The following is a 19848-nucleotide window of genomic DNA, read 5'->3' on the forward strand; positions in this document are numbered from 1 at the left end:
TATGCCTCAATCCCATTTTGGTTCGTCATCCTTATTGGATGACGAACTCCTTTTTAACTTGTATCATATGCATCCATCACGTTAGGGTTTTAAGGTTAATATTATGATATTGTCTTTAGTCTTTTTATAAGAAAATTCGGAGGTATAGCTCCAACCATCCAATACTTTTATGAGCGATTTATTGTCATAGCTGGCAGAATACAGCCCTCCTGCTTCGTGACCAAAATCTGCCTGAATAATTACGTCATACCACCTTTCTATTTTCTCTTTCACCTGATCAAAGGTGTCATTTTCAAAAGTGAGTATCCCGTCCTTCCAACCAACATGACTGGTTAGGTTATTGATTTTGTCCGCTTTAAACCGGTTATTCTTTTTTTCATACCTGAGAAGGTCATAGGGTCTAAGCTGGTAAGAATCACCCATGGAATGTGATACCTTTACATTACCGCTAACAACCACTATACTTGCTTCCCCTTCATCTTCAAAAGATCTGATATTGAAGGAGGTACCTAAAACAGTGGTCTTTAATTCCTTAGTCCAAATAACAAATGGTTTTGACTTATTCTCTGTGACATCAAAATAAGCTTCGCCGGTCAAATAAACTTTTCTTTCACTATGCCCAAAAAGTGAATCGATGATTAATTCACTTTCTGCATTCAGATGAATTTTAGTACCGTCTGGAAGAATGGATATGGATTTTTGCCCACGTGGGTTTTCTTTGGTTACTATTACCCTTTTTTCTTTGGCAGGAGATGCATCTGCCGCATTAAATGGACGTAATATCAAGGTGAATGCAACAATCAATGCTACTGTGGCAGCTACAGGAAGCATAATCTTCTTCCACCTAAAACCAGATCGAGGGGCCCCTTTAATTATATTTTCTAAGGTCTCTAAATATTCGTCTGACGTTAGAGGTTCTGGTTTCGCATACGAAATAGATAAAACAAGCGATCTGGCATCTGAAATAACCTGACGTTGGCCAGGGTTTGAGATAATGTATTCATTCCAAAATAGAGAAGATTCTTCATTTGGGTGCTTCACCCAAGCAACAAAAAAATCATCTGTAACAAAATCAACTACGCTGTAGTCACGGTATTTCATTGGTTTTCATGCGTTTCTACCTATCTAGTAGAATAAACCAAATGAAAGTGTCCATTTTTTGAAGAAAAAGAATTCCTACTTCAACTATTTAATGAAAAAAAGAACATTATTCCGAATTATTTACAAATACTAAACGAATATATGGCGCATAGAATCCAGTGCTCTCCCAACTAACTTTCTGGCAGAGCTTTTGTCACTCACATTCATAATGTCTTTGATCTCTTCAAACGTGAACCCTTCATAATAGTAAAGAATGATAGCTTGTCTTTGCTTTTCAGATAGCTGATTAAGAGCCTTGGTTAATCTTCCACGTTGGATCTTGGTATTTTCTTCATCAATAAGCTTCACATCACTGGTCAGGCTTATCGCCCAGTTGGCCGGAGGGTCATTCGACGGTTCAAACGACTTTAGTCGTGTTTCTTTTTTGAGAATGGACATGAGCGTACGATGCAAGGCCTTGTACAGGTATGGCCTAATCTTTTCCACTCGTTGTTCTTTACCTTGCCTTTGTTTCAGGTACAAGAAAAGGTCCTGAATTGCATCCAGAACGATGGCCCTGGATGCAAACTGGACACCAAATGTAAATAATCGGTGGACATATTCGTTATAGATATACACGAATGCTTCATCATCTCCGGCACAATAGGCTTGCCAAATTTCTTCATCTTTTCTATCAGAAAATCTCTGCTTGCCTTTTTTCAAAGATGAAGCTTTATGTACATCTAAAGGATATATTTTTTTCTCGCCCATTTGATCGGTTATTTATGCAAATGATTCATCAATGTGAACTACTCATCCCCCGGGAAGAGGAGTGTGTCTTCATGATTTTCCATTGGTCGTTTTCAAACTTCAAAACCGATGTAGCTACTCCTTTACGCTCAATTACCTGGCCCTCAGGTTCATCCGATTTCACCACGATTTTGAAGGTATAAGTCTCCGTAGTAAAGGCATACGGCATATCAATTTTCACTTTGATTTTATGATCATTGAAATCAAATGACTCAAAAGCTTCTAACTCTGGTGCCAGATGATGATCCAAATAGTGTGAAAACGATCCCTCGTCACCACCCGATTCAAATACTTCAGAGTCCTTCAGGAAGAGTTCATTTAAACCTTCCACGCTTAGTGCTTCTATACCATTCTTGTATGTAGCTATTACTTCTTTCACCTTCGTTTCTTCTTCCGACAAGTTTACATTTCCGTACTGTTCAGTGGAAGTATTGCAAGCGCAAAGAATGAATGTAATAAGCACTGTAGGTAGTATTATTTTTTTTTGAAATTTCATGTTTGTTTTTGGTTGATATGATTCGGGCAAACTGCATTTCTACAGCTTCCCCAAATCATAGGTTAATTCATAATTATTTTAAAACTCATTCGTCTTCAAGGGGTACAGTTTCTATTGATTTGATCAGGATTTTACCTGTTCCGTCTAGCATGATACCTACGTATCCATTTTTCATCTTGTCCCCATGACCATGAGTTACTGTCTTATTTCCAATGTATCCTTTATAGTGGGTACCGGCAGCTGACACACGAAGGTTGATCCAATCCTCATCCGATTCGAATTCAGACTCATCAAAAACCATTTCATCTCCCTGCACGATTCTTCCCAGCTTCATATTGTTTCCATTTACCGCCACAAATTCATGATTGTCGGCATTACTGGCATGGTGTATCAGTTTATAGGTTCCCTGAAAGGAGCTGGCATTTAAACTGACAGCCATTCCGATATTTCCATACGACTGATGAAATACAAACGCCACTGGTGTACCGTTTGCAGTTAATTTCAAGACATTGTCGCTTGCAGCTTCTGTTACTTCAGGGGCTATATTTTCCATCGCCCCGGCTATGAAGTGAAAGTCAGATCGGATGAGCTCCTCGCCGTTACCGGATGGTGTCCATGTTTTACCTTCACCTTCATCCATAGATGCCTCACCATGACTGCCATGATCATGACCCCCTGATGCTTCACCATGGTCATCTGAGGATTCTTCACCATGGTCATGACCATCCTCACTTTCGGTCATTTCAGAATGATCGTGTCCGGATTCTTCCTCTTCAGATTTTTTCCCACCGGAGCAGGCCGCAACACCCAACATTAGCATGAAGAGGATAGCGGAATAAATGGTTGATTTCAGTTCTTTCATTTTATATATTATTTGAATTGTTCAATAATTATTTTTTTGTTCCCACGCCGTATTTGTAAACCAGCTTTCCCCCAAGGTCCGCTGTTTTGGCCACCATGCCCATTCCTACCATTCCCAGTATGAGCAGGCCAATCGCCACCAATTTTTTGGTATCCAGGCTTTTCCAATAGAGGAACCATCGCAAAACAGCATATCCTGCAAAAAAGTAAAGCGTGTAATGCCCCCAATCTGAGTGCTGGCTGGCTGTGACTTCTCCCTGAAATGGGACGGAAACCATATCGATGGCCTGGTCCCCGGAGAGATACGCAGCAAAAGCACTGACAGCAGCCAAAGCATACAAACTCATCGCTCCATTTCGTGTCCAGGTGCTTTTTTTGATGACAAAAACCACATCAAACAGTAAAGCAACTGCCCATAGAGCAATAGGAAAGTGAATAATCAATGGATGGATATTTGGCATCCATTCCGGTAAAAGCGCTTCCATTTTATTCAATGGTTTCTTTTACACTTCCACATGATGGCATTTTATCACCAAAGTATGGATTTGCAATTTTAGCATCATTTGATAGCCATGAAGCACCCGCATTGTCATTGGCCATGGGGCAATAATCCACGTAAATAGCTCCCATGGTTAATTTGGAGTTTTTTACCAACTCGATCATTTCAGCACTCAACATGGCAAACATCTTTCGCTTGTCTTCAATGCTTTTGGCTTCTGAAACCATTTTTGCTCCACTGAATGCTTTGTCGCCATTTTTCACCTCTTGAAGGGCAAGGACGAGTTGTGCTGCCGCATCATTTGATTTCAAAACGTCTGACGCAAAAAGGGCGTCTTTCAATGCTGTATACTTCAGGTATGCTTCACCCATCTCCTGGCTCTTAAACATTGGGCCCATTTGGTCTGTATTTTTTTTAGTTTCATTGCCATGGCTTCCATGGCTATGCTGTGCAAAAGTCCCCCAACAGCTTACTGTCAGAAAGACCAATAGAATTGATTTTTTCATTGGAATATTATTTTATGGTTGAAAAGATTAAGGGGAAAATATGAAAAGGTCTACCTTTTGTCCCAACGTTTTAAAAAAGACATGATACACAACGTTCTTATAGTTGTGGATTACTAAAACCTTGCACGTAAAAGTGACCTTATATAAACGTATTATATCCGGAAGACCTGGAATAAAATAAGGATAGAAGCCTGCCGGGGAGGCGGCCTATCTATTTCGTATAATAGAGTGGTTAATTCTTTATAGCTATTTGTAAATTGAGCAATAAAATGCTCAACCTGATTGAGTTGGAAATTGGAAAACGAAACTTGTAATTCTTTAACAAGAATTTTGGCATCATATACCAATTTGCTGGTGAAATCATCGCAGCATTCTTCTCCTTCTGATGCAGAATGGTCATGGCTATGTGCATCATGATCATGGGCATGTGAATGGTGGCCTTCTGAATGGCTCTTTTCTTCCTGAGTGTAATTGCGTTCAAACCCTGCGACATCACCCAGATTACAGACAAAATAAACCAGAAAGGTACCCAAATAGGTACTAAGCAGGGAAAAGGAGAAAATACGGTTTTTTAAAGTTCCCACTCTGGATTTAATTCTACTTATTAAAGGTAAGTAGGATCACTCAATATTCAAAACCCTTCTTGTTTTGAAAAAACAACGGATTCTTTACAGAATACTTGAGAACACTGGTGAAAAAAATAAAGCCTATTAAAAGTTTTCATAAAGATCAGTGACACGGAAAACCTCTCTCAAACTGATGACTAAAAGTCTGCCCTCACACCAAAATTGATCATTCTTGGAGCTCCGGGCCTAAGGCCGGCAGGACGGGCAGCCACTGCATATTTATTATCAAAAACATTGCTTACCGAAAGATTGGCTGAAAGAAATTTATTGATAATAACATTGGCTGAAAGATCAAAAACCATGAACCCGTCTATACGCTCACCGGGAACTGTGTCCTCAGCACCCGGAACAGTACCAATCTCACCTTGATATTTGGTATTAAAAAATAAGGATGCTCGTTTATGCTGGATGCCCACGTTGACATATACCTGATGATTAGCAATATAGGGCAGCTGATCTCCTTTATTAACCATTCCCCAGGGTTCAAGTTCAGACTCAAAGCTCTTACTAAAATAAGCATCCGTATACGTATATGCAGCTATCACCGGCAATGAAATAGTGCTACTTGCATTTGCTGCATCAAACCCAACTTGAAACTCCAAACCTTTTGTTATAGCTGTTCCAGCATTGAACGCATCTCCTGAACCTATGCCACCTGCGGCAGCAATGTCCCTGCCAAGTAAGCTTTGGTAATCTGTGTAAAACAGCACTGCCGATCCTTCCACTTTACTGTTGGTTTTCCTGATCCCCAGTTCATAATTGGTGCTCAACTCCGGGTCAGTATCATCTGAACTGCCCGCCGGAGCGAACCCTCTGTGCACACCACTGAACAAATTGAGTTGGTCGGATAACTGATAATTTACACCTACGCCAGGCAACCAAACACTGAAGCTATTTGATCTTGTCTGTAGATCACTACCAGTTCTCTCCACATCATTTTTCCCATAGTCTTTCCGGCTCACAGTTATATTCTCATAACGGATACCCGGGGCAAAACTCCATCGGTTAACATCTATTTGATAGAGTATATAGCCGGCAAAAGCTTTTGCAGATTCTACTCTATTTGCTTGTGTACCGTGTGTTCCAGGCTGTATTAGCTTCATCATGCCATCGTTTATGGCATAAAGGTCTTCCCATTGATAGCGGTCCTCTTCGTCCTCATGCCATCTACCGCTTACATGAATATCATGCGAAACGTTCCCGGTTTCAAATTCATAATCCACTACTGACTGAACTCCCTGAGCATAGTATTCACGATTGTTAGCCCTTAGGCTTAAACTAGCTGTATCAGATGTACTTTGACCCCTTAGCAGTTGGTATGCGGCTGGGAAGGTTTCCGGATTATCAAGTACTGAGGAGAGGGACGGGCCATCAACGATACCCTGCAATTTGTACCAGTTTCTTGCAAAATCATTTCTGTAAGCAGTGGTGACAATATTGACACCACCGGGCATTTCTATGTAATGCTGAAGTGAAAACCTGGACTGCTCAGCATCCATATTGTCCAACTGTGAGGCCGCATATCGCTGATACGGATTGTCATCAAAGTCTGATGCAGTTAACCCCAGGTAGGTTTCGTTGGCGTCTTCAAATGTTTGGCCCACGGTCATATTCAAAGACTGATACACCTTAGCATCTGCTTTGGTATTAACCCCTACCTTTATTTGATAGTCTTTCTTATCGAACCCGGTATCATCTCCATTATTAAGTTCCTTAAACCCATCTGCCCCGTATTGAAAAGTCTCGACAAGAAAGCCTACCTGCTCTGATTTGGTACCTACGTAAGCGTGTAAGTTTTTGAATCCATAGCTCCCACTTGTCAATTGAAATTTGCTTGCAAACCGATTTGGGATGGGGGTGGACATGAAGTTGATGGCCCCACCTGTTGTAAACGGGCCAAACCGGATCTGGCTGGCGCCTTTGAGCACTTCCACACTATTCATACGGCCCATAGTGGGAAAATAATAGGCAGAGGGTGATGAGTAAGGTGCCGGTGCAGCCAATATGCCATCTTCCATAATGGTAATGCGAGCACTTCTTTCCAGGCTGGAGCCCCTAAGACCTATGTTAGGTCTTAGGCCAAAACCATCTTCTTCCTGGATGTTTACACCTGGTACCATTTTCATGATGTCATTCACGTTGGTGTAGTTATAGTTTTTCAGCTCTACAGCAGAAATGTATTGTACTGATCCAGGGATTTCCTTTAACCCAACTCTCCCGAGCGTGAGGCTTTGGCTTTCTATGACTAATTGAGGCAAGACGAGTATGTTTTCCTCTAGTTCTATGTTATCACCTGTACCAACTTTATCAATAGCTATCGTCAGCGAATTAAAGCCTATGCAGGAAATAGTAATTTCCTCAGAAGTGGCCGGAGCATATTCGATTTTGAAATACCCCTGTCCATCAGTCCTGGTACCTATTTGGGTATTTTCAACACTTACATTTGCATGAGGAATGCCTTTGCTTGTTCCCTTTTCAGAAACTCTACCTTCGATTGTTTTGGTTTGAGCAAAAGAGTAGACTGATATTATCATTAATAAGAATGTATATATGCCTCGCATTGGTTTGAATTGTTATTTATAATCATTCTAAATAATGCAAAGTACAGACTTTAGTAATTACCATACAATAGCCATTGCTAGTGAATTTTGAATCCTCCGATTTCATTATTACTAGTGAGGGAAATGGGTATTAAGTCCCAGTTAACTACCGGAAGATTTGCCACAACTATTTCACTTTTCCTTGTTATTTATGTTTATATCCACATCTTTCAACTCAATAAGGGAAAGTTGTTCCAAATCTCCATTTATGAATGCTTCATCTATCTCTTCCAGTTTCAGCTCTTTAGATTTTGGTTTCATATTGACATAATCCTGAATCATAACACCATTTACACGTCTGGCATTATAAGCCTTTCTGAACCGCACTCCGGTTCCTTCTTTTTCAACGTAGCTGTACGCCAGATAATCCATGCTGTAATCTTCTATATCAAACCAATAATAAAAAACGTCCTCGAAATCTTCCCCTCCTCCTTCTTCAGCAAACGTGATTTTGATTTTATGGTATTTCTTACCCTCAATCTCAGTGATGCCACCATACGATTTATTGACGGCAGGGTCATTGAGCCAAAGCGGGAGAAATGCAAAGTACATAACAGAATTCACTGAACTGGTATATGCAGCTCGGCGTTCCTCCGTTATTAATGTTTGCTCACCATTAATGAATCGAACCAATCCATCATTGCTTAACACATCTTTGATCTCATTAGCTGCTGTATCTGTTTGAATTCGCACATACTTATATGCCCATTTCTCACGCCAATACTCATAGCTAATATTGCGAAAGTCGAATGTTGCCGAGCCGTTTCTTAATTTCTCAGTTCCCGAAAAGGCGATGGTCTGATCTACCACTTCTTGCGGAGTTGGGTAGGTTCGGCACAGCCAATAATTCCTACAAACACTAATACAAACAACTTTCTTTTCATTTCTATCTTAATCTTAAACTGTTACCTATTACTGAAACGGAGCTGAGACTCATGGCCAATGCGGCAAGCATCGGACTCAACAAAAGACCAAATACAGGAAAAAGCACTCCTGCGGCTATTGGCACACCTAGCATATTGTAAACGAAAGCAAAGAACAGATTCTGCTTGATGTTTCTCATGACATCTGTGCTCAACTTCCGAGCTCTCACGATTCCATCCAACTCCCCCTTTACTAATGTTAGGCTGGCACTCTCAATAGCTACATCCGTACCTGTACCCATAGCAATTCCTACATTGGCCTGAGCAAGTGCCGGGGCATCATTGATTCCATCTCCGGCCATGGCTACAATTTTTCCCTCTTCCTGTAGCGCTTTGACTTTCTCGTATTTGTTTTCCGGTAAGAGATCTGCTTCGTATCCATCTAATCCAAGCTTATCTGCAACCGCTTTGGCTGTATTCTTATTGTCACCAGTGAGCATAATCACCTCCAGGCCTTGGTCTTGCAAATGCTTAATGGCATCAGCTGATGATTCTTTGATTGGGTCAGCTACGCTGATGAACCCTGCCACTTCCTTATCAATTACTACAAACATGACAGTTTGTCCTTCCAGCTGTCTTTGCTTCACATCTTCGTCATGCTCCTGATCCAGTGTTAAATCAAATTCCTCGAGGAGCTTTTTGTTGCCAATGGCTATTTGGAGCCCATCCACTTTGCCGGTTATTCCTTTTCCAGTAATGGAGTTAAAATCGTCAACCTTCTGAGGTTTCAGTCCTTTATTTTCAGCTCCCTCGACAATGGCATGTGCCAATGGATGTTCACTACTTGATTCGAGTGAAGCAACATTTTTAAGAATGGTTTCTGCACTGTATTTTTCATTAATGGACTTGACATCCTGCAGTGATGGTCTCCCTTGTGTGATGGTTCCGGTTTTATCAATCACCAATGTGGTCACCTTGTGCATTTCCTCTATGGCTCTAGCATCCTTTACCAAAATCCCCTGTTTCGCACCCTTTCCGGTTCCCACCATGATGGACATGGGAGTTGCCAAGCCTAAGGCACAAGGGCAAGCAATGATTAGCACGGTCACGGCACTGGTAAAGGCATAAACTAACTTAGGATCAGGCCCCCAAATCGCCCAAACGGCAAAAGCAATGATGGCAATCGAAACAACGATGGGCACAAAATAGCTGGACACTTTGTCAGCCAGATTCTGAATGGGCGCTTTCGTTCGGCTGGCTTTATTGACCATCTCAATGATCTGAGAAAGCAAGGTGTCGCTTCCAACCTTTTGTGCTTTCATTTGAAAAGAGTTGGTACCATTGATCGTTCCCCCTATCACATTATCTCCTTCCGATTTCTCAACGGGAACAGGCTCACCAGTGATCATCGATTCATCGATACTACTTTTTCCTTCAGTTATCTCTCCATCTACCGGAATCTTTTCACCTGGTTTAATCTTAATAATGTCATCCAGCTTCACATGCTCTAATGGAATTGTCATCTCTTCGCCATCTCTAATTACCGTTGCTTCAGGTGGTACCAGGTTGAGAAGCTCCTTGATGGCAGAATTGGTTTGACTTCTTGCTTTTGCTTCCAATAATTGTCCTAGTAGAATCAGGGTAAGAATGACAACTGCAGCTTCAAAATATAAGTGAACCGCTCCTCCCGTAGATTTGAATTGATCAGGAAAAATGTCAGGAAACAGCAAGGCAAAAATGCTAAACAGGTATGCAGCTCCAGCTCCCAATGTGATGAGAGTCCACATGTTTGGCGAGCGATTGATGATGGATTTGTACCCTCTCACAAAGAAATTCCAACACGAGTAAAAGATGACTGGTGTACTCAATGCAAACTGCACCCAACCCCAGGTCTTTTCGCTTGCGATCCCAGATAAAGAAACACCTATCATCTCACTCATGGCAATGAAGAAGACGGGGAGTGTGAATGCCACCGAAATCCAGAACTTGTTCAGCATTTTCTTGTATGCTTTTTGTTCCTCCGAACCATCATCGGCAGAAGCTTTTTTCGGTTCCAAGTCCATTCCACATTTCGGACATGATCCCGGATGATCCTGCTCTACTTCAGGGTGCATCGGGCAGGTGTAAATGGTTTTCGAACTTTCTTCCTTTTCTAAATCCATTCCACATTTAGGACAATCGCCTGGCTTTTCATATTTCTTATCTCCTTCGCATAGCATGGGACAATAGTATTTGCCAGATCCTCCAGTGTCCTTCTTTTTATTAATTTCTGGCATGGGATGATGATGATGCTCGTGAGACCCTGGAAGGTGAATGTCATAGCGATCTCCGTCTTTTTGCAAGGCTTCTTTAAGTGTTTCAATTGGAATATGAGACTCCATTTGAACAACCGCTTCCTTATTTGCTAAATCAACAGAAACATCAGAGATACCCTCAACTGCTTTGAGCGTTTTCTCTACATGACTCTTGCAACCATTGCAGGTCATTCCGGAAATTTGATATGTGTGTTTCATTTCATTAAAAAGTTAGTAAAACAAAGTTCGGAGGTGCAAAACTGAATCGATTTCATAATCATGGATTTGATTTACACAATCTTGTCAAGCGGTTTTCTATCCGATTGAAACATGGTCTTGTACTCTGACATGCTAAGGCCTGTTTCTTGTTTGAACTGCCCGGATAAATGATTGATGCTGGAATAATCAAGTATGGAAGCAATTTGAGAAAAGGAATGGGAACCATCCTGAATCAGCTCTTTGACCTTCTCGAGTTTCAATCTTAGGAAATACTTCTCAATAGTAATGTGTTCCCTTTGAGAGAAGACTTTGCTTAGCGATGAATAATCCCTTCCCAATTCATCAGAAATCATGGTCGATAGCTTGTTCTTTCGCTGAATAGGAAGCTGGTCAATCATGGAAATGAGAAACACCTTTATTCGCTCGACAGTGATTTCTTCCTTACTTTCTATTAATTCAAAACCATGTGCTTCAATGGTACCGGCGATGGATTCAAGATCAACTGATTTTGGATCAATCTCGAGCACTCCTAATTCAATGGAATGCACCTCCACACCGAGGGTGGTCAACTCGTCCTTGATCACTTTCTTGCAGCGATCACAAACCATGTTTTTGATGTGGAGGGTAGTCATGACATGTTTTCTTTAAAACCTCACTGACAATCCACCCCCACCGCCAAAGCGGTTATCATAACTCCCCATCAGTGAAAAGTTTCTGGACAGAAGATACTCAGCACCAGCGCTCCACACAATTTCTTTCGTAAAGTCCACATTGTTTTCCAGTTTATTTACCAATCCGGCATCCAGCTGATATTCATAATATCCAAAGACGGAGAATTTTGGAAAAAGCATTAATGATCTGCCAATACCTACCCTTGGTCTCAGTTCGTTATCAATCCGCACGTCCACATTAAACATGTATGGTGTGAACCATCGGATACCTGCCACTGCTGTGGTTTTTATACTATCCAGACTATTGCGTGTCGTATTTTCAACATTTACACCCCCAAAGACACGCACATAATCGTAGAGATAATATTCATAAGAAAACTCAGTTTCAATATTTTCATTCCAGCCATACTCTACCGCAAGATTGAACTGGTTACGGATGTTGGATGAAACTACATTTAGCGCACCTGTGTGAGAAGCAATATCTGCCATGCCCCAGATATAAAACTGATTGGTTTCGTGCACAAGCTTGGACACAGGGTAGGGCTCCATTCGCGGATCTCTCGGTGTGTCATAACTTATAACACGCGCCATTCCACCCATCATGTGATAAAGGATGTGACAATGGAAGAACCAGTCACCATATTCATTTCCATAAAACTCAATCGTTACCTTTTGCATCGGTGGCACATTGACCGTATGCTTTAAGGGAGAATACTCCCCGTTCTCATTGATTACTCTAAAAAAGTGTCCATGTAAGTGCATTGGGTGGTGCATCATGGTAAGATTGTTGAAAGTGATCCTTGTTACTTCTCCTTCATTGATCTTAATCTTGTCGGTTTCAGAAAGTGGTATGCCATTCATACTCCAGATGTACCGGCTCATGTTACCTGTCAGGTTTAAGAGAATTTCTTTTACGGGAACATCCTCCGAGTAGGTTGTCTTATCTGGGGACTTGAGGTAATCATAGTTATACTCAGAAAACAGGCCACCCTTGCCATCAGGCATATTCATTCCACCCATTCCTGCAGATTCCATATCGGTCGACGGTTGTGAAGTTTGCATCATTTTATCATCACCCATTCCGCTCATTTTAGTTTCTTCAGGATCGTCCTTTTTCATATCCATCCCCTGATGCATTGACATGTCATTTTTCGTGTTGTCCATGTTCATGCCGCTCATTCCATCCTTCATCTGCATTCCCCAGTTTTGCATCATTTTTTCGGGATCGTCTTGTTTTGGACGGAATTTCAGGGCTGGTGCTCCCATACGCATGTCCATCTTGGACATTTTCATCATCATGCCAATCTTGTCTGGTCGGGGTACTGAAGGTGCTGGCAGCATATCACCTTGCCCAAGAAAGGCAGAGGCGGTACCGGACCCATCTTGTGCAGTGATTTTAAACTCCATTTTGCCTCCTTCTGGAATAGTCACAATAAAATCATACGTTTCGGCTATAGCGATAAAGGTCTTGTTGTGGGCAACAGGCTCCACATTCAGACCATCTGCAGAAACAATGGTAGGTTCTCCACCACCAAAGGTCATCCAAAACTGCGTTGAAGCTGCGCCATTGATAATCCGCAACCTTACTTTTTCACCTGGTTTGAAATCAGGGTAATCTTGCTTTTGCTCGCCATTCACCAAAAATGCCGGGTAATAAATATCTGCTATATCGGCACTTTCCATTCTCTGCCTCCAAAAATTAAGCTGTGCTCCCAGTGCTCCTCGAGCAATCACCTGGTTCAGTGGTGTGGCTGTTCCTTTTCGCCAGTTATACCATTCCGTCCCTCTTTTTAGAAAACGAAGAACGCTCATTGGATTTTCATTGGTCCAGTCTGAAAGCACCATCACCAACTCTTTATCATATTCAATCGTCTCTTCCTTTGGTTCAATGACAATAGAGCCGTAAACTCCACTTTGTTCCTGAAGCATGGTGTGAGAATGATACCAGTAGGTACCGGATTGCTTTAGAGGGAATTCATATTTTTGGGTATGGCCCGGTTCGATGGGTGGAGTGGTCAAATAGGGTACTCCATCATAAAAATTAGGTAAAAGCAACCCATGCCAGTGAACCGAGGTTTCCACGTCCATTTCGTTTTTTACATAAATGACCGCATATTCTCCTTCAGTGAACCTAAGAGTAGGACCGGGGATGCTACCATTTATCGTCATCCCTTTCACCTCTTTGCCGGCCTTGTTCACCATTTCCTGTTTAAGTGTGATCGTGTATTCTCTGACCGGGAGATTGTCCACGTTTCCTTCAGCTGACTTTTCTGTAAGGTTTTGAGCCTGCACTGAAAACACACTTGTCAACAGAACGGATATTAGAAATACGATTTTATTGTTTTTCATAATATTTTATTTTTTCGTTAATTATTTCACAGCTCTTGATGAGCTATGAGTTTTGATAATTTTCCATTCATCGTCAATTTTTTTCAAAATGGATGTAGCTGTCGCTTTTCGTTCCACCTTGCGGCTATCTTCCTTCAAGACAATGTTGTAGATATAGGACTCAGTCGTGAAGGCATAAGGCATATCCAACACTACCGATATTTCATACTCACTAAAAGTGAATGACTCAAAATGACCAAGTTCAGGCCCAATGTGATTGGCGATATAGTCTCGATATGTTCCTTCAATTTTGCCCTGCTCTAAAACTTGAGAATCTTCTGTAAATAGGGCGTAGGACTCTGTCACATCCAGACTTTCGAGCGTCTCTTTGTATGTCTTCATTACCTTTTTTACCGCATTTTCTTCAGCGGTTAAATCAACCACCTCTTCCTGAGTTGACTCATTTTCTTGATTTTCATTCGAGGATGGGGTGACACAGGATGATACAAAAATTAGTGTCGTAAGTAGATATAATAAATTCTTCATGATGTTGGTTGTTTTAATTATTGGGTGTTTAGTGTTACTGTCAATGACTCTTTAGCCCTAAAACTTAAATCAGCTTTTGGATAAAATAGATTGAGTTTTTCCAAGAATCTGTGACTGATTCGTAGAGCCCTACATTAGAATTGAGTTCTATGAAGCTGCTAATGAAGCATAAAAGGGCGCTCATAAACCCAACTGACAATTTTGTAGGGTATATTATGTGTATTATATGATGAAGACCTGTTGAAGGATCGATATGTCCTCCGCTACCTGAGGTGGATCGTAGTTTGTGTGTTGTAGATTTACCTCGTCTACTGAAAAGACATCAAGGTATGAGACAGCAAATGCAGCAACAAACTCGAAGTTCAGAGCATTTTGCTCTACAATTGGTTTAAACTTATTCTCTACTTCTATGCTGAGGTATTCATTCTCGCAACAAGAGAATTTATCTAGGTAGGTCTTTCTGTTAGATTTGCCCTCACATTCTTTATCCATATCGACCATCCCACAATCCAGGTGCTCATGTCCCATCATCAATTTGGCTTCTACAGCAAGTCCTCCACAGAAGTGAGTTCCAACGGCAAAACCCAGATGACTTGTAAGCATCAGGAGTGCAAGCGATATGGATATAACCTTTTTCAAGCTAACAAATATACGAAAACTGAAAATGAAGGATTTACAGAATTATTGAAGAGAGTTATATAATTCCACTAAAACTCCCAATAGAATAATCTTATTACTATCAAGTTGGTTTTCGCAACTTCATAGTAAGTTTATCAAATTAAACGAATCATTCTAATAATGAAAAAAATCATCAACTCACCCAAAGCCCCGGCCCCAATTGGTCCATACTCACAAGCTATAAAAGCTGGCAACACATTATATGTTTCCGGACAAATCCCAATAGACCAAAATAGTGGTCAGCTAATTGAAACCTCCATTGAAGATGAAACCGAGCAGGTAATGAAAAACCTCGGATACATCCTCGAAGAAGCAGGACTTACCTTTAAGCATGTCTTGAAGTGTTCCATTTTTGTTTCAGACATGGGTAATTTCGCCCGCATCAATGAAGTGTACGGTAAATACTTTCAAGAAAACCCACCTGCACGAGAGACGGTAGAAGTAAGTCGTTTACCGAAAGGAGTCAATGTTGAAATAAGTTGTATTGCCCAATTCTCCTAGAGAATACACAGATAATAACTTGTTCAAACTTTTTTGGTCAAAGTGGGTAGAGAATGTTCAAACTTTTTTGATCACTTGTTCAAACTTTTTTGATTGATGCCACACACACACATGAGGTCAAAATTTGAACTTTTCATCAACATATGGAAAAAGGTCTTTAACACGGTTTATTGACCTTTTTTATTGTTCTACTATCTTTTTGGATTCTTAAGAAGACACAAAAAAACCTCTTAAAGGTTAAAGGAAGTTGATATTAGCTAGGTTCCCGGCTCATTATATTATTAGTATTAAATCCACGAGATAATTGATCCGGAGCTTGAATTTCTAATCTCATTCTAATCCCCAATATTTCTTATAAAGGACATTTAGTGATACTTTTCGCTCAAATGAAGTTAAGTAGAAAATCAGTACTGCTTTTGTTCATGATGTTGCTCAATCTACTTTTAAGCTTCATCTTACAATACATTAGTATAGAGACAACATGACAAAAGTTCTTTTAGTGGAAGATGAACCTGGTGTAGCAGCATTCATCAAAAAGGGCCTTGAAGAGGAGTCTTATCAAGTTCATGTAGCGTATGATGGACATCTTGCTATACAGCTATTATCTGGCAATCAGTTCGACCTCATCATACTTGACCTCATTTTACCTGGGATGAATGGAATTGAGATTTGTAAGAAAATACGGTCTTCTTCGTTGACCAATGCTCCAATACTCATGCTTACTGCATTAAACAGTACGGAGAATATAATTACAGGATTGGATAGCGGTGCTGATGATTATCTTCCTAAGCCATTTAAATTAAAGGAGCTTAACGCACGTCTAAGGGCACTTCTAAGAAGAAGTAATAAAACCGAAAACTCAAGTATTAGTGATGTTTTGGAAATAGAGGACCTAAAGTTGGATAGAACGTCAAAGATCGTTATCAGAGATGATAAAGAGATCAAGCTAACTTCAACTGAATACCGCCTGTTAGAATATCTTATGAAAAATCAAGGCAGAATTCTGTCAAGAGTAGATATTCTGGACAGTGTTTGGGATATCAACTTTGATATGGGAACGAATGTAGTTGATGTTTATATCAATTATCTCCGAAACAAAATTGAAAAGGGATTTAAGTCCAAACTTATTCATACTGCTATAGGCATGGGCTACATCATGCGAAGCGAGACAATTTAAAATTTTCGAGTAGTGAACATTCGAAACAAAATCACATTGATCTTTATTACGCTAACAGGTTCATTGATGTCTGTTGTGTTTGTGATCATCTACTTGTTTTCTTACGACTATACCGACACAGAATTTTTCGACAGGCTTACAGAACGCGCAAATATTGTTGCCCAAATCCGACTGGAGAAAGACGAATTAAGTACACAACTCTATGATGAAATAAGGAAAAAGCATGTTCAGATTCTACCGAACGAAAAGGAAGCTGTTTACAGAATCGAAGATATAAACAATCCGGTCATACCAAATGAACTCAGTATCGGCTTTCCCTCTACATTTAAGGATAAACTTTCAAATCAAAAAATTGCTTTCTTCAAAAGTGGTAATACTTATTTTACTGGTATTATTTATTCTGACAATGAGGGGGATTTTGTTGTCATTGCATCAGCTGACAATGTTTTTGGCAAAGCCAAAATGAATAACCTTCAGGCAATTCTTATTATGGCCCTCCTATCGAGTTTGGTCGCCCTATTTATAATCGGGAGATATTATGCTGGCAAGGTTTTAAAACCTATTGCTGAAATCACCAATCAAGTAAAAGAAATTACAGGCAGAAACCTTCATCTACGATTACATACCAAAAACAATAAAGATGAATTGGCAGAATTATCAAACACATTCAATGACTTATTAGATCGGCTTGAGACCATATTTGATCTTCAGATAACTTTTATCAATAACGCTTCTCATGAGTTAAAGAACCCTTTGGCTACAATTCTTGGAGAAACTGAATTTGTTTTAAACAAGGACAGAACTGCAAATGACTACCAGGTGTCAATTCAGAGCATTGAAAAGGAAGCAAAACGTCTTGATTTGCTGATTAATAATTTATTGGAATTAGCCCAAGCTGGTCATGAGGAGCAAGGTCTATTGGTTGATACACTAAGAGTGGATGAACTAGTTTTTCTGGCCAAGGATAAAATTGATGAAGTTAACCCTGAAAACAATGTTAAACTTGATTTACAATATTTACCTGATGACCAAAAATCTTTAATTATTCATGGGAATCAAAGTTTACTTCTTGTAGCCTTCGTTAACATAATGGATAATGCCTGTAAGTTTTCTGACAACAAGAAAGTAAATGTTAAAATTTCTGTTGCATCAAGTCAAGTTGAAATTACAATCGAAGATCAAGGAATAGGCATACCCAAGAAAGACCTGGCAAAAGTATTTGAACCATTATATCGATCAGAAAATGCTAGAGGAATCAAGGGATTTGGTGTGGGGCTATCATTAGCTCAGAAAATTATAAAGATTCACCAGGGGACACTAAATATCTATTCCGAAGTTGATAAAGGAACAAGCATTTTTATACGGCTCAATTGCATTGAATAAAAAAAGACCGGCTTGTTGCCGGCCTTTTTGCCAAAGGGAGGAGACCCTACTATGGCCTGACCACCTACTTACCAAATTAGTAACCTATTCCTTAGCCTTAATTCTTTCCACTAAGGAACAAATTATTTATAAAAGCTTTGTTACCAGAAGATTAGAATTCAATTAGAATAATTTAAAGGCCATCTCAGAACCATTGAAGTAAGATTCTAATCAGATTTTAATTTAAAACTAAAGTTCCTCTTAGCTAACCTCCGTATAGCTAAAAAAAGTAGATATGAGAACTTCATTTCTGGAATACAGCAAAATCATACTCACAAAGGTCAGTTTTGATAATTCGCTATTCAAAAAAGAATTCAGAAAAGCTTTAAGAATGCTCAAACCGCACGAAAGACATGAGTTAAAGTCCTGGGCAAAGACATACATTGTTTCCAATGAAGTGAAATTCTAATCCCGTTTTAATTTCCCTCTTAGCCCTCACTTATGCCGGAAGGGTAGATTAGCGCCTGTAATCAAAATGAAAATGAAAAGGAAACGGACACAATACATTCTATCTAGCATTGGCGTGGTAATTCTCCTACTGGCTCTTTTTACATCTTTTTACCCCGCAGGTTCTCAGGAAGGCTCATCTAAAGAGAGAGGCCTGGAAAAATTTCAGGTGACCCACCCTGTAAAAAAAGACACCTCCTTTGTTGCTGAATATATCGCCTCATTGCAAGCAATACAACATGTAGAGCTACGATCCAGAATCAAAGGAGTGATTGAAAAAATTCATATCGATGAAGGTCAGCTTGTCAAGAAAAACGATATTCTTTTCACACTCAGCCAACAAGAATTCGAAACAGAGTTGCTTCAGGCCAAAGCGGCTTTAAACAGTGCCATTGCAGAAAAAAGATCGGCAGAGGTAGAGATGAAAAATACGAAAGAACTCGTGGATAAGGGCATTGAGTCTCCTACTCAGCTTGAGATTGCAGAAGCAAGAATAGACGCTCTGCAAGCTAAAGTTGAGGAAGCTCGCTCCTTCGAAGAGCAAGCCAAATTACACCTTAACTATACAACCGTACGCGCACCTTTTGATGGAGTGATCGGCAGGATTCCCAATAAAGTGGGCAGTCTTGAAGAAGAAGGAACCTTACTGACAACAATTTCTGACAACAGTCAGATGTATGCCTATTTCAATGTATCGGAAAAAGAGTACTTGAAACTAACTGCTGAACAAAAAGATACAAACGATGAAAAAGTAACATTGCTACTCGCCAATCAAAAGGCATATGAGCATCAAGGAAAGATCCAAACACTGGACAATATGATCAAAAGTGAAACGGGTACTATTTCTTTCAGAGCGCTTTTTGACAATCCGGACAGAAACTTAATACATGGTGCATCCGGTAAAGTTCAAATCACAAAACAAGTAAAAAATGCCTTGTTGATCCCCCAGGTGGCCACTGTAGAAGCTCAAGACATACTTTACGTTTATGTGGTGGATGAAGAGAACATCCTTCACAGAAGAAAAGTAAACACTTTGTTTCGCCTGCCTCACCTTTATGTACTGGAGTCAGGACTATCTCCTAAAGATCAAATCGTATATAAAGGAATGCAGCACATTCAGGAGGGAATGAAGATAGAAACAGAAGTAATAACCTTTCTTCCCCAACCAAACACCTCGGTAATAGCCATGAGGAATTGATTTTCTCGAATTATCTAGTCCAAACA

Annotated in this window: 19 protein-coding genes; 5 read left to right on the top strand and 14 right to left on the bottom strand. The window is 40.2% G+C overall.

Annotated elements, in window-relative coordinates; translation table 11 throughout:
• Positions 1 to 81: 81 nt before the first annotated feature.
• From RIC88_RS12870 to RIC88_RS12935, 14 genes are all read right to left on the bottom strand, one after another.
• The gene (locus tag RIC88_RS12870) at positions 82 to 1101 is read right to left on the bottom strand and encodes a FecR family protein (RefSeq protein ID WP_350217952.1); all 1020 of its coding nucleotides are present in this window, start codon (positions 1099 to 1101) and stop codon (positions 82 to 84) included.
• A gap of 129 nt (positions 1102 to 1230) precedes the next feature.
• Positions 1231 to 1851: an RNA polymerase sigma factor gene (locus RIC88_RS12875; RefSeq protein ID WP_350217953.1), complete on the bottom strand. Its 621-nt coding sequence runs from the start codon at positions 1849 to 1851 to the stop codon at positions 1231 to 1233.
• Positions 1852 to 1879: 28 nt separating this feature from the next.
• On the bottom strand, positions 1880 to 2386 hold the full coding sequence (locus RIC88_RS12880) for a nuclear transport factor 2 family protein (RefSeq protein ID WP_350217954.1): 507 nt from the start codon (positions 2384 to 2386) through the stop codon (positions 1880 to 1882).
• 85 nt (positions 2387 to 2471) lie between these two features.
• Entirely contained in the window at positions 2472 to 3248 is a 777-nt protein-coding gene (locus RIC88_RS12885; RefSeq protein ID WP_350217955.1) for a hypothetical protein, read from the bottom strand.
• Between the two features lie 28 nt (positions 3249 to 3276).
• Positions 3277 to 3732, bottom strand: a complete 456-nt coding sequence (locus tag RIC88_RS12890; RefSeq protein WP_350217956.1) for a DUF2231 domain-containing protein — start codon at positions 3730 to 3732, stop codon at positions 3277 to 3279.
• 1 nt (position 3733) lies between these two features.
• Entirely contained in the window at positions 3734 to 4252 is a 519-nt protein-coding gene (locus RIC88_RS12895; protein WP_350217957.1) for a DUF3347 domain-containing protein, read from the bottom strand.
• A gap of 152 nt (positions 4253 to 4404) precedes the next feature.
• Positions 4405 to 4836, bottom strand: coding sequence for a hypothetical protein (locus tag RIC88_RS12900; protein ID WP_350217958.1), 432 nt, complete (start codon positions 4834 to 4836; stop codon positions 4405 to 4407).
• Between the two features lie 179 nt (positions 4837 to 5015).
• The gene (locus RIC88_RS12905) at positions 5016 to 7412 is read right to left on the bottom strand and encodes a TonB-dependent receptor domain-containing protein (protein ID WP_350217959.1); all 2397 of its coding nucleotides are present in this window, start codon (positions 7410 to 7412) and stop codon (positions 5016 to 5018) included.
• 198 nt (positions 7413 to 7610) lie between these two features.
• Complete coding sequence (locus tag RIC88_RS12910) at positions 7611 to 8288, bottom strand: DUF6503 family protein (protein WP_350217960.1); 678 nt, start codon at positions 8286 to 8288, stop codon at positions 7611 to 7613.
• Positions 8289 to 8364: 76 nt separating this feature from the next.
• The gene (locus tag RIC88_RS12915) at positions 8365 to 10854 is read right to left on the bottom strand and encodes a heavy metal translocating P-type ATPase (RefSeq protein ID WP_350217961.1); all 2490 of its coding nucleotides are present in this window, start codon (positions 10852 to 10854) and stop codon (positions 8365 to 8367) included.
• A gap of 71 nt (positions 10855 to 10925) precedes the next feature.
• Entirely contained in the window at positions 10926 to 11486 is a 561-nt protein-coding gene (locus tag RIC88_RS12920; RefSeq protein WP_350217962.1) for an AraC family transcriptional regulator, read from the bottom strand.
• A gap of 12 nt (positions 11487 to 11498) precedes the next feature.
• On the bottom strand, positions 11499 to 13874 hold the full coding sequence (locus tag RIC88_RS12925) for a multicopper oxidase domain-containing protein (protein ID WP_350217963.1): 2376 nt from the start codon (positions 13872 to 13874) through the stop codon (positions 11499 to 11501).
• A gap of 21 nt (positions 13875 to 13895) precedes the next feature.
• Positions 13896 to 14399, bottom strand: coding sequence for a YybH family protein (locus RIC88_RS12930; protein WP_350217964.1), 504 nt, complete (start codon positions 14397 to 14399; stop codon positions 13896 to 13898).
• Between the two features lie 222 nt (positions 14400 to 14621).
• The gene (locus tag RIC88_RS12935; protein WP_350217965.1) at positions 14622 to 15038 is read right to left on the bottom strand and encodes an HYC_CC_PP family protein; all 417 of its coding nucleotides are present in this window, start codon (positions 15036 to 15038) and stop codon (positions 14622 to 14624) included.
• A 159-nt stretch (positions 15039 to 15197) separates the two neighbouring features.
• Between RIC88_RS12935 and RIC88_RS12940 the strand changes: the two genes are divergently transcribed.
• From RIC88_RS12940 to RIC88_RS12960, 5 genes are all read left to right on the top strand, one after another.
• Positions 15198 to 15578 (top strand): RidA family protein, encoded by a 381-nt coding sequence (locus tag RIC88_RS12940; protein WP_502880005.1) that lies wholly within the window; start codon positions 15198 to 15200, stop codon positions 15576 to 15578.
• A gap of 481 nt (positions 15579 to 16059) precedes the next feature.
• Positions 16060 to 16755: a response regulator transcription factor gene (locus RIC88_RS12945; protein ID WP_350217966.1), complete on the top strand. Its 696-nt coding sequence runs from the start codon at positions 16060 to 16062 to the stop codon at positions 16753 to 16755.
• Between the two features lie 12 nt (positions 16756 to 16767).
• Positions 16768 to 18138 (top strand): HAMP domain-containing sensor histidine kinase, encoded by a 1371-nt coding sequence (locus RIC88_RS12950; RefSeq protein WP_350217967.1) that lies wholly within the window; start codon positions 16768 to 16770, stop codon positions 18136 to 18138.
• A gap of 274 nt (positions 18139 to 18412) precedes the next feature.
• Complete coding sequence (locus RIC88_RS12955; protein ID WP_350217968.1) at positions 18413 to 18586, top strand: hypothetical protein; 174 nt, start codon at positions 18413 to 18415, stop codon at positions 18584 to 18586.
• A 72-nt stretch (positions 18587 to 18658) separates the two neighbouring features.
• Positions 18659 to 19822, top strand: a complete 1164-nt coding sequence (locus RIC88_RS12960; RefSeq protein WP_350217969.1) for an efflux RND transporter periplasmic adaptor subunit — start codon at positions 18659 to 18661, stop codon at positions 19820 to 19822.
• Positions 19823 to 19848: the final 26 nt, after the last annotated feature.

Source organism: Ekhidna sp. (assembly GCF_040220215.1).
Classification (GTDB): Bacteria; Bacteroidota; Bacteroidia; order Cytophagales; family Cyclobacteriaceae; genus Ekhidna.

Coding starts and splice junctions, on each gene's coding strand:
- RIC88_RS12870 (WP_350217952.1), bottom strand. CDS start 1,101: ATGAAATACCGTGACTACAGCGTAGTTGATTTTGTTACAGATGATTTT.
- RIC88_RS12875 (WP_350217953.1), bottom strand. CDS start 1,851: ATGGGCGAGAAAAAAATATATCCTTTAGATGTACATAAAGCTTCATCT.
- RIC88_RS12880 (WP_350217954.1), bottom strand. CDS start 2,386: ATGAAATTTCAAAAAAAAATAATACTACCTACAGTGCTTATTACATTC.
- RIC88_RS12885 (WP_350217955.1), bottom strand. CDS start 3,248: ATGAAAGAACTGAAATCAACCATTTATTCCGCTATCCTCTTCATGCTA.
- RIC88_RS12890 (WP_350217956.1), bottom strand. CDS start 3,732: ATGGAAGCGCTTTTACCGGAATGGATGCCAAATATCCATCCATTGATT.
- RIC88_RS12895 (WP_350217957.1), bottom strand. CDS start 4,252: ATGAAAAAATCAATTCTATTGGTCTTTCTGACAGTAAGCTGTTGGGGG.
- RIC88_RS12905 (WP_350217959.1), bottom strand. CDS start 7,412: ATGATAATATCAGTCTACTCTTTTGCTCAAACCAAAACAATCGAAGGT.
- RIC88_RS12915 (WP_350217961.1), bottom strand. CDS start 10,854: ATGAAACACACATATCAAATTTCCGGAATGACCTGCAATGGTTGCAAG.
- RIC88_RS12920 (WP_350217962.1), bottom strand. CDS start 11,486: ATGACTACCCTCCACATCAAAAACATGGTTTGTGATCGCTGCAAGAAA.
- RIC88_RS12925 (WP_350217963.1), bottom strand. CDS start 13,874: ATGAAAAACAATAAAATCGTATTTCTAATATCCGTTCTGTTGACAAGT.
- RIC88_RS12930 (WP_350217964.1), bottom strand. CDS start 14,399: ATGAAGAATTTATTATATCTACTTACGACACTAATTTTTGTATCATCC.
- RIC88_RS12940 (WP_502880005.1), top strand. CDS start 15,198: ATGAAAAAAATCATCAACTCACCCAAAGCCCCGGCCCCAATTGGTCCA.
- RIC88_RS12945 (WP_350217966.1), top strand. CDS start 16,060: ATGACAAAAGTTCTTTTAGTGGAAGATGAACCTGGTGTAGCAGCATTC.
- RIC88_RS12955 (WP_350217968.1), top strand. CDS start 18,413: ATGAGAACTTCATTTCTGGAATACAGCAAAATCATACTCACAAAGGTC.
- RIC88_RS12960 (WP_350217969.1), top strand. CDS start 18,659: ATGAAAAGGAAACGGACACAATACATTCTATCTAGCATTGGCGTGGTA.